Consider the following 12,131-nt stretch of genomic DNA (forward strand, 5'->3'; position numbering starts at 1 on the left):
CACCCCGATGTTTCGGTTGAGCATGATCGTTCCGAAAAGCGGTTCCCACTTTTCGGGATCATGCTCTGTGGTGGCGTTCCGTAGTGGCGGCAATCCGGCGCGTCAATATGCACGTCGCACTCAAATCGGTTCAGTCTGGCGGCGACGCCGCGCCGCGGCCCCATCGAGGCGTCGGCTGTGCCGGCGCCTCGGGCGCTGGTCCGGGCTCGATCGGGAGAGGGACGTTCTGGACCTTCGGCGTCGGGTCCGGCTCGCCGTCTGCGCCGGCAAGCAGCGGCACGCCGCGGCTGCGCAACACCAGGACGAGAACAGCGCCGGCAATGATGCCGCCGATGTGGCAGGCCCAGGAAATCTGATCCTCTCCGCCGGCGGCAAACATCACGATCTGGAACAGGATCCAAAGGACGAGCGGGATGAAGGCGGGGATGCGCAGAGGAATGCGCGCAAAGACCAATACCCACACCTTAACCCTCGGATAGAGGATCAGATAGGCCGCAACCACGCCGGCGATGGCGCCGGAAGCGCCGATCAGCGGCACCTGGGAATCCCAGCCGACCAAGCCTTGAAAGAAAGCGCCCGCGGCCGCGCAGGCGAGGTAGAAGATCAGGTAGCGGATATGGCCGAGCGCGTCCTCGACATTGTCGCCGAACACCCACAGGAACAGCATGTTGCCGCCGAGATGGAAGATGTCGGCATGCAGGAAGGAATAGGTGAGATAGCTGAGGCTTTCGGGAATGACGACGAATTCGGGCGACAGCTCCACCTTGTCATGGACGACAGAGGGGATGAAGCCGAGGCCAAGCACTGCGGCATTGGTGAAGCTCTCGCCGCCAAGCGTGGTCGCGAGATAGACCAAGGCATTCGCGGCGATCAGGCCGATCGTCACATATTGTAGGCGGATGTGGCGGAGCCTGTTGGTGTCGTAGAGCGGGATGAACATCGGACCCTCCCGCCATACCCGGTTGTCAGCGGTTCTTGCCGGGAACCCATAGCACGTCGGCATTTCCGTTGTCATTGACCGCCCGGGCGGCGACGAACAGGAAGTCGGAGACGCGGTTGATGTATTTCAGCGCTTCGCGGTTGACGTGCTCGGCCGGGTCCTGCGCCAGCGCCACCATGAGGCGTTCGGCGCGCCGTGTTACGGTGCGCGCAAGATGCAGGGCTGCCGCGGCAGGCGTGCCGCCGTTCAGCACGAAGGATTTCAGCGGCTGCAGGTCCTTGTTGAGAGCATCGATGTCCTTTTCGACGCGCCCGGTCTGCGCGGCGACGATGCGCAGCGGCTCGTAGCCGAGCGGTTTGCCGTCGTCCGGGACCGCAAGGTCGGCGCCGAGGTCGAAAAGATCGTTCTGGATGCGGGAGAGCATGGCGTCGAGCGCCGGATGATCGGTTGCGGTGTGGACGCGCGCCATGCCGACGCAGGCATTTGCTTCGTCCACCGTGCCGTAGGCTTCGACGCGCAGATCTGACTTCAGGCGCCGCTCGCCGCTGCCCAGACCGGTAGTGCCGTCGTCGCCGGTACGGGTATAGATCTTGTTGAGCTTGACCACCTTCTCCTCCCCGGCCCGTTACTTGCGGGTGAAGTAGACGGTCAGCATGATCAGCACCAGAGCTATGAACTGCAGCAGTACGCGGGCCTGCATCAGCTTGTTGGAGGTGAAGCCTGAGCCGCCGCGCATCATGTTGACGAGGCCGCGGATCAGCACGACCACGACGGCAGCCATGACGACAATGGCGAGGATGTTGAAGACGGTTGCCATGGTGCTGGCTCCAGTTGGGTTTCGGTCAGGCCCGCCTGGCGAGCACGCGGTAGAGCATCGAGGCCGGCAGGATGCGCTTGAGCGCCACGCCGATTCTGGCCGGCACCGTTACCACATAATGCGGGTGCGGGCGCTGTGACAGAAGCGCGTGGCGCAAGGCGGCATGGACCACCTCAGGTCCGGGCTTCAGACGCGAGACGCTGCCGCCGGCCTTGAGCCGCGCGAGCTGCGCCTGGTAGTCGGCGCGGTGAACGGAGTTCTCGACGTCGATGTTCTTCAAGAACCATACCAGGCCGTTGCTGGCGATCTTCGAGGTCACCGGCCCCGGCTCGATCAACGAGACATGAATGCCGCTGCCTTCGAGCTCCTGGCGCAGGCAAAGCATCAGGCCTTCGACGGCATGTTTCGACGCCGAATAGGCGCCGCGAAAACGGACCGGGGCGAGCCCCAGGATCGAGGAGCAGTGGACGAGGCGACCGTGCCCCTGGCGGCGCATGACCGGCACGACGCGGCGGGTCAGGTCGTGCCAGCCGAAGAAATTGGCTTCGAACTGCTCGCGCAGCGCTTCGACCGGCAGGTCCTCGACGGCACCGGGTTGCGCGTAGGCGCCATTGTTGAACAGCGCGTCGAGCGTGCCGCCCGTGCGCTCCAGCACGGCCTCGGCCAGGGCGGCGATGGACTCGGGCTCGCGATAGTCGAGATAGAAGGCTTCGATGCCCTCCGCCTCGAGCGCGGCGATGTCGGCCGGTGCGCGAGCCGTGGCGAACACGCGCCAGCCTTCCGCCTTCAATGCCCGCGCGCAATAGGCGCCTATGCCGGAGGAGGTGCCGGTGACGATGATGCTGCGCAACTGTTCAGCGGTGGGCAACGTTGTGGGACCTGGGGTTGCCATTTGCCGCAATCCCTTCCCATATTCGCGGCGTCGACACAATCGAGCGGAGCGCGGGTCCTTGCTCAGGAATATCGTCGCGGTCAAGCGCGTGCTCTACGATGCGATCGGCCATTTCACCACCGACGACGGCTGGGCAATGGCCAGCCATCTGGCGATCACCTCGCTGATGGCGCTGTTTCCGTTCCTGATCTTCGCAACGACGCTGGCCAGCTTTCTCGGCGCGCGCGCCTTCGCCGACACGGCCGTGCATCTGGTCTTCGACACCTGGCCGGAGCAGATTGCCAAGCCGATCGCGCGCGAGGTGCAGAATGTGCTTACCGTGCGGCGCAGCGACCTCCTGACCTACGGCGTGCTCTTAGCCGCCTACTTCGCCTCGAACGGCATCGAGGCGCTAAGGACCTCGCTCAACCGCGCCTATCGCGTTACCGAGACGCGCGGCATCATCCACCGCCGGGTGCAGAGCATCGTCTTCGTGCTGATCGCGACGGCCTGCTTTCTCGCCGTCAGCGTGCTTCTGGTGCTCGCGCCCCTGCTCGCGCGGCTGGCCGAGGCGCATCTGGAATGGATCAAGCCCTATATGGGCACGATCACCATATGGCGTTACGTGATCGCCTCGACGGTCATCGTCATCGGCCTGTTCGCGGTGCATATCTGGCTGCCGGCCGGCAAGCGCCGCTTCGTCTCCATCGTTCCGGGCATCGTCTTCACGCTGGTCGCGTGGCTGGCCGGCTCGACCATCTTCGCCACCTATCTCGACCATTTCTCGTCCTATGTGACGACCTATGCGGGGTTGGCCTCGATCATGATCGCGGTGGTGTTCCTCTACATCATCTCGGCCATTTTCATCCTTGGCGGCGAGCTCAATGCCGCGATCAGCCGCTATCTCGAGGCGCGCGCCCGCGTGGGTTGAGCTCTGTCCTGACGGGCGGTCGCGAGCCCGACGCCCAAAGTGGCGATCGCCATGCCGGCGATCTGCAGCAGAGTGAGCTCTTCGCCGAACAGAGCCCACGCGATGACGGCGGTGACGGCGGGCACAAGATAGAACAGCGATGCGACCTTCGACATCTCGCCGTCCCTGATCATCACCATCAACAGGAAGATGGCGCCGAGAGACAGCACCAGGACCAGCCATGCCATGGCAAAGATGAGCTCGCCGTTGACGGTGATGGTGCGCGTCTCGAAGGCGAGCGACCCCAGGATCGTGACGACCGAGCCGCCGACATACTGCCACATGGTCGCCGAGACGAGGTCGCCGCCGGAGGCGAAGCGCTTTTGCCAGATCGTACCAGCGGCCATGCCGAGCACCGAGACCAGCGAGGCCGTCAGCGTTGCCGCGGTAACACCGCCGCCAATCATGCCGAGCTTTGGCCAGAGCACGATGACGACGCCCAGAAGCCCGACGGCAAGGCCCGCCCAATGGCGCGGCAGGATCGCCTCGCCGAGAAATTTGCCGGCGAGCACCGCCGTGATCAGCGGCTGCAGGCCGACGATCAGCGCCGAAAGCCCGGCCGGCATGCCTCGGTGGATCGCCCAGAAGACGCCGCCCAGATAGACGCCGTGCATGAGGACGCCGGCCACCGTCGCATGAAGCGCCTCCTCGCGGGTGGCCCGTCGCGAGCCGATAAGGACGGTCAGTCCCGCAAACAGGATCGCCGCCAGCACGAAGCGGATGGCAAGGAAGGTGAACGGCTCCGCCCATGGCATTGCATAGCGCGCGCCGATGAAGCCGGTCGCCCACAGAACGACGAAAGAGGCGGGGATGAACCGCTTGATACTGTGCATTGGAAGGAGGGCTCTGGCTGCGCGTGAAAAGTTGATGTCGGCAATTGCTCTAATGCCGATCAATTCGGCAAGCAAAACGAAACGGTTGATCCATAAGCTCATCCGAATTCAACAAACGGTGCCAAGAGGGGCATGGCGTTAAGGCACGCCATGAGCAGGCATGCTTTTGCATCTCGGGACGACATGGCTGCTGTTCGCGGTCGCCACCGTCGCGGTTTTCGGATTCTTCTTCGGCACCGCGCTCGATGCCATCATGAAGGACGACGGCTTCGGCTCGACCGGCAACACGCTGCTCTTCACGCTAGGCTTCTTCGTCGCGGTGATGATCGCCAACGAGCACGGCATCACCTTCCGGGATATCAAGCTAGCTGTGGCATGGGGATTGAGCGGCGCCTTCGTCTTCATCAGCGTGATGGCGCTGATCAAGGCCGGCCTGGCTCGTTTGTAGTCAAAGCCCAATCAGCCGCACGACATCCTGCGGCGACACGCCTGCCTGCCTGAGTGCGGCAAGGCCGGTGTCCTTGAAACTCTTCGACAGCTTCCGCCCGTCCGAGCCGAGGATCAGCCGATGGTGGAGGTAGCGCGGCGCGGGGCGGCCGAGCAGGTCCTGCAACAAGCGCTGCACGCTGGTCGCCGCGTAAAGGTCCTGACCACGCACGACATGGCTGACGCCCTGCAGCGCGTCGTCGACGACGACCGCGAGATGGTAGCTGGTCGGGATATCGCGGCGCGCCACGATGACGTCGCCCCAGGCCTGCGGCGTTGCGTCGACCGTGTGCGTCGCGGCCATAGTCTCGTCAGTGAACTCGACCCATGACAAGGCGCCCGGCACGCGCGCCATGGCTGCCTCGATGTCGAGGCGCCAGGCAAAAGGCTTGTTCTCGGCGATGCGCCGCCTGCGCTCCTTAGTCGGAAGTGCCTTGTCGAGCGGCGGATAACGCGGCACGCCGTCGGGGTCGCGCGGCCAGTCGCGGCCGCGTTTCTCGGTCTCGGCAATGAAGGCGCGGATCTCGCCGCGGCTCATGAAGGCGGGATAGACGAGTTCCTCGGCTATCAGCCGGTCGAGCACGGCCCTGTATTCGGAAAAATGTTCGGACTGGCGCCGCACGGGCTCTTCCCATTCGAACCCCAGCCATTCCAGGTCGCGGAATATGCCGGCCTCGAATTCCGGGGTGCAGCGGGTGATGTCGATGTCCTCGATGCGCAGCAACAGCCGTCCTCCCGCCCGCGCCGCCATTTGCCGGTTCAGCAGCGCCGAATAGGCGTGGCCGAGATGCAGCTCGCCATTGGGGCTCGGCGCGAAGCGGAATGTCAGGAGCGTCATGTCTCGGACGGCATTCGGGTTGAAAGGCGCTTCCGCCGGTTGATAGTTAGCCATCAATTGCCACTTCATGAGCGCCCTGGGAACAAGCAAACGTGCAACGCATCGCCTCGCTCGACGACATTGCGGCAGGACTCGACGCGCTCTGCCTGCTCGATCCACGGCTGGAGAAGGTACGCGGCATGGCCGGCGAGGTGCCGCTGAGGCTCTCCGAGCCCGGATTCGGCAGCCTCGCGTCGATCATCGTCTCGCAGCAGGTGTCCCGCGCTAGCGCCGATGCCATCTTCGGCCGGCTGATCAGGCTGGTCGATCCGCTGACGCCGGAAGGCATCCTTTGCGCCGGCGAGGATATTTTTCGCGAGGCCGGCCTGTCGCGGCCGAAGCAGCGCGGGCTGATCGCCATCGCGCGAGCCGTGGCCGGCGGGCTTGACCTCCACCATCTCTGCTCGCTCGACGCCGACGAGGCGATCGCGGCGATGACGGCGGTGCCGGGCATCGGACCGTGGACGGCGGAGTGCTACCTGCTGTTCGCCGCCGGCCACCCCGATGTGTTTCCCGCGCGCGACGTCGCGCTGCAGACGGCGGTCGGCCATGCCCTGGGCATCGACCCTCGTCCGCCGGAGAAAACTCTGATTCGACTGGCCGAATCATGGAGCCCGTGGCGAGGGGTCGCGTCGCGGCTTTTCTGGGCCTACTATCGGGAATTGAAGGGCAGGGACGCGGCGCCACCTGTCGAGATGGCCGAAAAAGCATGAAAATCATGCGTTTTTGAACGTTTCCCCGAACGACAATCCGCTTCACATCCCTGTCATGTCGGGCTTACAGTATCCGTGGCGTTCGGTTTGGAACGAAGGAGGCCAACTACGTGACGGTTGCCGTATCTCCGGATGGGCTTCCCGCGCTGGTGCTGAATGCGGATTACCGTCCGCTCAGCTATTACCCCCTGTCGCTCTGGTCGTGGCAGGACGCCATCAAGGCTGTCTTCCTCGACCGGGTCAATATCGTCGCCGAATACGAACACGCCGTCTCCTCGCCGACCTTCTCGATGAAGCTGCCGAGCGTGGTCAGTCTGAAGGCCTATGTGAGGCCGTCGCGGCATCCCGCCTTCACCCGCTTCAACGTCTTTCTGCGCGACCGCTTCCAGTGCCAGTATTGCGGCACGACCGACGATCTCACCTTCGACCATGTCATCCCGCGCCATCGCGGCGGGGCGACGACCTGGGAGAACGTCGTGGCCGCCTGCTCGCCCTGCAATCTCAGGAAAGGCGGCATGATGCCGGCGCAGGCCAAGATGTGGCCGCTGCAAAAACCCTATCAGCCGACCGTGCACGATCTGCACAATAACGGCCGCCTGTTCCCGCCCAACCATCTGCATGAAAGCTGGATGGATTATCTCTACTGGGATGTCGAATTGGAGCCTTGAGATCGTTCGATAATTCGGGAGGCTGGCTGCCTGAAGCAAGCGTCTGCGCTTCCGGTGCTCACGTGCTTTTTGTAGCTGCCGCATGTCCTTTCGGAAAACCGAAACCACTTTTCCGGCACATGCGGGAGTCCGCTCCGCTCCGGTTCTCGACGCTCACTTCATTCGACTCAGCGTGCCGAATTCTTTGAACGATCTCGCGTTGGCGCTTTCGTGGCAGCTCAGTCGCGCGCGAGCGCGCAGCGTAAGGCGACGGCGGCCAGGATGAGGCTGGCGATGGCATTCCAGCCGGCGAGCGACAGGCCGAGGATGCGAAGCGCGGCCTTGTCGCAGGAGGGCGGCACGAACTTGTCCAGCGCATCGAGCACGCCCTTGCCGCCGGTGTCGACCGGAACGGCGCCGGCCGTGCAGTCGGCGGGGCCAGGCCACCAGGCCCATTCGACGCCGGAATGGTAGACGCCGAGATAGAAGCCATAGAGCATCAACAGGCCGCCGATCCCCAGCAGGCCGCGCGTCAGCCAGGCCGGTGCGCGCAGCATCGAGGCAACGGCCGCGACCAGCATCAGCGGCGCGCCGATGTAATAGGGCGTGCGCTGCTCCAGGCAGAGATGGCAGGGGATGTAGCCGCCGATATACTGGAAGGCGAGCGCCGAGCCGACCGTCGCTGCCATGGCGACGGCCAGGAACAGCGCGGCACGCGTCCGCTGGCGTCCAGTGTCGGCGGTCATGGTCGCTGTCATCGGTCGTCATCCGTTCGCTTGGCGCCTAAAGCGCCGCGCAGAAATGAATTCAGGCGCCGCGCTTGAGTCTTGTTTCGATGCATGTCGTTCTCCAAAACCGCTGCGCACTTTTGGGCGACATGCATTATCCGTGGGCGTATCTGACCGCGATATAGAGCAAAATAAGGGCAGCGGCGCCGGCGCTGACGATCATGCCCAGCCGTTTCTCGATGAACTCTCTGATCGACTCGCCGTAGCGGCGCAGCAGCCAGGCAAGCAGCAGAAAACGGGCGCCGCGCGCAACGATCGCCAGCACGATGAACAGCAGGAGGTTGACGCCGATGACGCCCGACAGGATCGTCACGACCTTGATCGGCGGCAAATGCGCCGCGCCCGAGGTGATCAGCATCAGGACGATGAAGCCGACGCCGGATGAGGTGCGCAGCTGCTCGAACTCGTCATACTTGCCGTAGAATTCCAGAATCGGCTTGGCGACTGCCTCGTAGGCGTAGTGGCCGATGAACCAGCCGGCGACGCCGCCGAGCACCGAGGCCACCGTTGCCACCAGCGCGTAGCGATAGGCGCGCTCCGGCTTGGACAGCGCCATGGGCAGATAGAGCACGTCGGCCGGCACCAGAAAGACGGAGCTTTCGACGAAGGCGATGAAGGCCAGCCACCATTCGGCCGATTTCCTTGCCGCCAGGGACATGGTCCAGTCGTAAAGTCCGCGAAGCATCGGCTCTCCTGAAAAGCGCGCAGTGGTTTTGGACACCGGGTGGCAGGAAGACAAGGTCCCAAAGCGCCGCATCCACCCTTTGGGATCCGAGGCGCTTCAACGCATCCCCTGTCTAGAAAGATTTTCCGCGCCGCACAATGGCGGCACCTTCACGAGACTGAAAGGCATGGCCGGGTGCAGAGCGCCTGCAAATCGGCAACAGGCCAGTTGACGAAAGCCTGTCCGCCCGTATAGTCCGCGCCCATCCAGGCTGCCCGGCCTGAGCCCCTATGGCGGAATTGGTAGACGCGCTCGACTCAAAATCGAGTTCCGCAAGGAGTGCTGGTTCGATCCCGGCTAGGGGCACCAATTGGTCTCTTTGATCTTCAACCAGGCAGTTGCCGAAGTGACGGAGCTTCATAGGCTGGCCAACCACTTCACAGGGCTACCGGCCGGTTACAAAGCATCACTGCGCCTGTACCTCTAAGGTTCGACGACGGAAGATCAGCCAGCCAAGGCTACACGCCAGTCCGACGTTCAGCAGCGCCAAGCCAGCGAGAGCTGCTAGAGTGCCGTGAGCGCCCACATGCTCCAACAATAGCGCTCCGACAGACGGCGCTGCTGCTTGAGCGATCAAGCTGGGCATGGCAAGTCGCCCCATCAGTCTCGCATATCCCGACGGACCGAACAGAGCGAGCGGCAGCGTGCCTCGCGCTATCGTTTCGAGGCCGATGCCTGCACCGTAGAACGCCAGCGCCACAGGTACCACCGGAACCCCGACGCAGAGCGCACCAATGCCAATGGCGACGAAGCTCACCGACGCGAACTTGGTCCAGATGGGATGATGGTAGCGGGCGATGATCATCTCGACGGCACGCGCCGACACCTGAGCGGGGCCGACCAGTGCCCCGAGCCCAACGGCAGCGGCGAGCGCCATGCCGCTGGCCTGCAAGATGGTGAGGAGATGAACTGACACCGTCGACGAAATGACCGCCGCCAAGGTCAGCGTGGCAGCCAGGACGACCATGATCGGCACTGCGGCCGGCTGAACTGGGGTGCCCACCTGCTCCTTTCCCGGCCGATCTGTGACGCTCGGCAGCGGCACCCGACGCGGCAACATTCCGAGATAGAGGGGCAGGGCGAAGAACAACTGCACCGAAGCATAGACGAGGCATGTGCCGCGCCAGCCCGTCTCGCCCATCAGGAAGGCCGAGATCGGCCAACAGAACGTGCTGGCGAAGCCGCCGAACAGCGAAAGGGTTGTGATGGCCGAGCGCGCGCTATGTCCGTAGAGCCGGCCGAGGGTCGCGAAAGCGGCATCGTACAAGCCCGCCCCCATTCCAAGGCCAACAACGAGCCACGCTGCGATGTAGGCGGCAAGGTTCGGCGAGGCAGCGAGTCCGATCTGGCCGATGCCGATGCAGCCGGCGCTGAACGCAAGAACGTTCCGGCCGCCGTGGCGCTCAATGGACGAGCCGACGCGAGGTGAGATCAGTCCGGCGACGAGCAGGCCAAGCGACAATCCACCCACGACCCAAGGCAGCGGCCAGCCGGTGTCGGCGGCGACCTTTGGTGCAATCACCGCCGGCAGGTAATAGGTGGACCCCCAGGCCATGATTTGGGTCAGGCCGAGGACGGTGATGATCGTTCGGCGACTGCGTTCCATCGGGCGTGATGCGATTAGGCTGCCACCCCGCACCCGCAGCCACCCTTGCCAGCGGCCTTCGCTTCAGCATCGGCGACACAACAGGCGTCAGCCTCGGAAGAAGCGGGACCACCACAGCATCCGCCAGCGGTCGCGCGTATGGTCGACTGGGGAACCGTGCAGACGCCGGTTTCGGGTAGCACCAGTTGCACCGCATCCGCGGCCGCCATGTCGCCAGCGAGGGCTGCCGCGACCGACCGCACCTGTTCATACCCGGTCAGCAGCAAGAAGGTCGGGGCGCGGCCGTAGCTCTTGATGCCGACAGTGTAGAAGTCGGGCTCGGGGTGGCTCAGTTCGCGATGACCGTGCGGGGGGACGTCGCCGCAGGAGTGCTCGTTGGGGTCGATGAGAGGCCCCAGCGCCTTTACGCCCTCAAGCCATGGGTCGAGATCAAGCCTAAGCTCGCGCGTAAGGGACAGATCGGGCCGCTGGCCGGTCGCCGCGATGATGCAGTCGAAAGGCCCGAGAGTTTGTAGGCCATCCTTCGTTTGACCTTCGACTGCCAGGCGGCCGTTTGAGCTGCGGATGGCCAGCGTTGCGAACCCAGTGACGAGCTTTGTGCGCCCGCTCTCCGCAAGTTCGCGAACGTCAGAACCAAGCTCGCCACGGGCAGGCAGTTGATCCAAGTCTCCGCCGCTGTAAATGCGAACCAGATCGGTCCCGCGTGTCGCCCAGACAAAAGTGGTTCCCGGCTCAACCGCAGCCAGCCTATCGAGATCGAGCAGGGCATTGGCGGCCGAATGACCCGAACCGACAACAAGCGTGGCGCGGCCGGCATAAAGGGTGCGGTCGCGGCCGAGAATGTCGGGAATGCCATAGGCAATCTTGTCTGCGAACTCCGCTTCGTCCTCCGCCGGGACACCACCGGCCCCAAGTGGATTTGGCGTCTGCCACGTGCCTGAGGCGTCAATGACGGCTCGTGCACTGTCGCGCCTGATGCCTTCCCTGGTTTCGACCACCAGCATGAACGGTCGCGCCTTTCGATCTTTGCTCAAGACCTTGTCTGCGCCCCAGCGCGAAACAGCAATCACGCGTGCACTGGTTTCGATGGACGAGGAGAGTTCAGGGAGCCTTGCTAGCGGCTCGAGGTAGCGGGCAATCAGTTCATCAGCGGTGGGGAACGCCTCGGGCTTGGGCATCGTCCAGCCGCTCTCCTCAAGACGCTTTCGGGACGCCTGATCAACACAATAGCGCCAAGGCGTGAACACCCGGACATGGCCCCAGTCCTTGAGATTTGTGCCGATGCCAACGCCGGCCTCATAGACCTTCACCGGGAGCCCCCTTTGGATGAGCTGGACGGCAGCCGCCAAGCCGACCGGGCCGGCTCCGATGACGGCGACAGGGAGGGCGTCAGGGTCATTCATCGACATTTTTCCATCCTTCCGGGATCATCGAAATATGATGCAAAAAAGAGGCTATGCCGCCGCGTCGCTCTCCGTCGCGCCGCAAGCTGCGTCAGCACAGCACTCGTCAGCCAGGAAGCCGATCAAGTCGCGCATGATAGGATAGTTGGCCCGGCAGATGAGGGTCGTCGCCTGACGCTCCTGCGTCACGAGGCCGGTCAGAATGAGGCGATGCAGGTGATGGGACAGCGTCGAGGCCGCGATGCCAAGGGTGTCCTGCAAGTACCCCACCGGCCGGCCAGCTTCGCCGGCTCTGACCAGTGTGCGATAGAGCTTGAGCCGTGTCGGGTTGCCGATGGCTTCGAGCTGTTTTGCGGCTTGTTCGAGTTTCATGGAAATAGACTGCACCCTCCGCCGCCGCCGGTCAACTCCTATTTCGAAAATGATCGAAATAAGGTCTGATGAATTCCAAGTGCA

General features: G+C 63.9%; 15 protein-coding genes and 1 tRNA gene. 5 read left to right on the forward strand and 11 right to left on the reverse strand.

Features of this window, described 5'->3' with window-relative positions:
• Nucleotides 1–130: 130 nt before the first annotated feature.
• Genes P9230_RS15365 through P9230_RS15380 form a run of 4 tightly spaced genes read right to left on the reverse strand, consistent with a single transcriptional unit; the run spans nt 131 to nt 2,649 of the window.
• The gene (locus P9230_RS15365) at nt 131–940 is read right to left on the reverse strand and encodes a rhomboid family intramembrane serine protease (RefSeq protein WP_278119774.1); all 810 of its coding nucleotides are present in this window, start codon (nt 938–940) and stop codon (nt 131–133) included.
• 25 nt (nt 941–965) lie between these two features.
• Entirely contained in the window at nt 966–1,547 is a 582-nt protein-coding gene (locus tag P9230_RS15370; RefSeq protein ID WP_095782417.1) for a cob(I)yrinic acid a,c-diamide adenosyltransferase, read from the reverse strand.
• 18 nt (nt 1,548–1,565) lie between these two features.
• Nucleotides 1,566–1,757 carry a twin transmembrane helix small protein gene (locus P9230_RS15375; protein ID WP_066990167.1) on the reverse strand — a complete coding sequence of 64 codons (192 nt, stop codon included), beginning with the start codon at nt 1,755–1,757 and terminating at the stop codon, nt 1,566–1,568.
• Between the two features lie 25 nt (nt 1,758–1,782).
• Nucleotides 1,783–2,649: an SDR family oxidoreductase gene (locus tag P9230_RS15380; RefSeq protein ID WP_095779364.1), complete on the reverse strand. Its 867-nt coding sequence runs from the start codon at nt 2,647–2,649 to the stop codon at nt 1,783–1,785.
• A gap of 58 nt (nt 2,650–2,707) precedes the next feature.
• Between P9230_RS15380 and P9230_RS15385 the strand changes: the two genes are divergently transcribed.
• Nucleotides 2,708–3,559 carry a YihY/virulence factor BrkB family protein gene (locus P9230_RS15385; protein WP_066990164.1) on the forward strand — a complete coding sequence of 284 codons (852 nt, stop codon included), beginning with the start codon at nt 2,708–2,710 and terminating at the stop codon, nt 3,557–3,559.
• Here P9230_RS15385 and P9230_RS15390 read toward each other — a convergent pair.
• Nucleotides 3,529–4,431 carry a DMT family transporter gene (locus P9230_RS15390; RefSeq protein WP_067319647.1) on the reverse strand — a complete coding sequence of 301 codons (903 nt, stop codon included), beginning with the start codon at nt 4,429–4,431 and terminating at the stop codon, nt 3,529–3,531. The two genes, P9230_RS15385 and P9230_RS15390, sit on opposite strands and share 31 nt — an antisense overlap.
• A gap of 160 nt (nt 4,432–4,591) precedes the next feature.
• Between P9230_RS15390 and P9230_RS15395 the strand changes: the two genes are divergently transcribed.
• Entirely contained in the window at nt 4,592–4,879 is a 288-nt protein-coding gene (locus tag P9230_RS15395; RefSeq protein WP_066990158.1) for a hypothetical protein, read from the forward strand.
• On the opposite strand, the gene gluQRS is transcribed toward P9230_RS15395, so the two are convergent.
• Nucleotides 4,880–5,755 (reverse strand): tRNA glutamyl-Q(34) synthetase GluQRS, encoded by an 876-nt coding sequence (gluQRS, locus tag P9230_RS15400; protein ID WP_278120029.1) that lies wholly within the window; start codon nt 5,753–5,755, stop codon nt 4,880–4,882.
• A gap of 92 nt (nt 5,756–5,847) precedes the next feature.
• On the opposite strand from gluQRS, the gene P9230_RS15405 reads away from it, so the two are divergent.
• Nucleotides 5,848–6,507 carry a DNA-3-methyladenine glycosylase gene (locus P9230_RS15405; RefSeq protein ID WP_095779366.1) on the forward strand — a complete coding sequence of 220 codons (660 nt, stop codon included), beginning with the start codon at nt 5,848–5,850 and terminating at the stop codon, nt 6,505–6,507.
• 110 nt (nt 6,508–6,617) lie between these two features.
• A complete protein-coding gene (locus P9230_RS15410; RefSeq protein WP_066990153.1) occupies nt 6,618–7,175 on the forward strand; it encodes an HNH endonuclease in 558 nt (185 codons plus the stop codon).
• Nucleotides 7,176–7,393: 218 nt separating this feature from the next.
• Here P9230_RS15410 and P9230_RS15415 read toward each other — a convergent pair whose 3' ends face one another.
• Nucleotides 7,394–7,912, reverse strand: coding sequence for a disulfide bond formation protein B (locus P9230_RS15415; protein WP_278119777.1), 519 nt, complete (start codon nt 7,910–7,912; stop codon nt 7,394–7,396).
• A 124-nt stretch (nt 7,913–8,036) separates the two neighbouring features.
• Nucleotides 8,037–8,627, reverse strand: coding sequence for a YqaA family protein (locus P9230_RS15420; RefSeq protein ID WP_095831101.1), 591 nt, complete (start codon nt 8,625–8,627; stop codon nt 8,037–8,039).
• A 263-nt stretch (nt 8,628–8,890) separates the two neighbouring features.
• Between P9230_RS15420 and P9230_RS15425 the strand changes: the two genes are divergently transcribed.
• Nucleotides 8,891–8,975: transfer RNA gene (locus P9230_RS15425), tRNA-Leu, on the forward strand.
• A gap of 97 nt (nt 8,976–9,072) precedes the next feature.
• Here the strand turns inward: P9230_RS15425 and P9230_RS15430 are convergent.
• The 3 genes from P9230_RS15430 to P9230_RS15440 are packed head-to-tail and all read right to left on the reverse strand — an operon-like array spanning nt 9,073 to nt 12,047.
• On the reverse strand, nt 9,073–10,272 hold the full coding sequence (locus P9230_RS15430; RefSeq protein ID WP_127247257.1) for an MFS transporter: 1,200 nt from the start codon (nt 10,270–10,272) through the stop codon (nt 9,073–9,075).
• A gap of 14 nt (nt 10,273–10,286) precedes the next feature.
• Nucleotides 10,287–11,675, reverse strand: a complete 1,389-nt coding sequence (locus tag P9230_RS15435; RefSeq protein WP_278120032.1) for an NAD(P)-binding protein — start codon at nt 11,673–11,675, stop codon at nt 10,287–10,289.
• A gap of 51 nt (nt 11,676–11,726) precedes the next feature.
• Nucleotides 11,727–12,047 (reverse strand): metalloregulator ArsR/SmtB family transcription factor, encoded by a 321-nt coding sequence (locus P9230_RS15440; RefSeq protein ID WP_066990141.1) that lies wholly within the window; start codon nt 12,045–12,047, stop codon nt 11,727–11,729.
• Nucleotides 12,048–12,131: the final 84 nt, after the last annotated feature.

This window comes from Mesorhizobium sp. WSM4887, from assembly GCF_029625865.1.
GTDB lineage: Bacteria > Pseudomonadota > Alphaproteobacteria > Rhizobiales > Rhizobiaceae > Mesorhizobium.

Excerpts from the sequence above, each read along its gene's own strand:
- P9230_RS15365 (WP_278119774.1), bottom strand. The coding sequence starts at position 940 with ATGTTCATCCCGCTCTACGACACCAACAGGCTCCGCCACATCCGCCTA.
- P9230_RS15375 (WP_066990167.1), bottom strand. The coding sequence starts at position 1,757 with ATGGCAACCGTCTTCAACATCCTCGCCATTGTCGTCATGGCTGCCGTC.
- P9230_RS15380 (WP_095779364.1), bottom strand. The coding sequence starts at position 2,649 with ATGGCAACCCCAGGTCCCACAACGTTGCCCACCGCTGAACAGTTGCGC.
- P9230_RS15390 (WP_067319647.1), bottom strand. The coding sequence starts at position 4,431 with ATGCACAGTATCAAGCGGTTCATCCCCGCCTCTTTCGTCGTTCTGTGG.
- P9230_RS15395 (WP_066990158.1), top strand. The coding sequence starts at position 4,592 with ATGCTTTTGCATCTCGGGACGACATGGCTGCTGTTCGCGGTCGCCACC.
- gluQRS (WP_278120029.1), bottom strand. The coding sequence starts at position 5,755 with ATGACGCTCCTGACATTCCGCTTCGCGCCGAGCCCCAATGGCGAGCTG.
- P9230_RS15415 (WP_278119777.1), bottom strand. The coding sequence starts at position 7,912 with ATGACAGCGACCATGACCGCCGACACTGGACGCCAGCGGACGCGTGCC.
- P9230_RS15420 (WP_095831101.1), bottom strand. The coding sequence starts at position 8,627 with ATGCTTCGCGGACTTTACGACTGGACCATGTCCCTGGCGGCAAGGAAA.
- P9230_RS15430 (WP_127247257.1), bottom strand. The coding sequence starts at position 10,272 with ATGGAACGCAGTCGCCGAACGATCATCACCGTCCTCGGCCTGACCCAA.
- P9230_RS15435 (WP_278120032.1), bottom strand. The coding sequence starts at position 11,675 with ATGAATGACCCTGACGCCCTCCCTGTCGCCGTCATCGGAGCCGGCCCG.
- P9230_RS15440 (WP_066990141.1), bottom strand. The coding sequence starts at position 12,047 with ATGAAACTCGAACAAGCCGCAAAACAGCTCGAAGCCATCGGCAACCCG.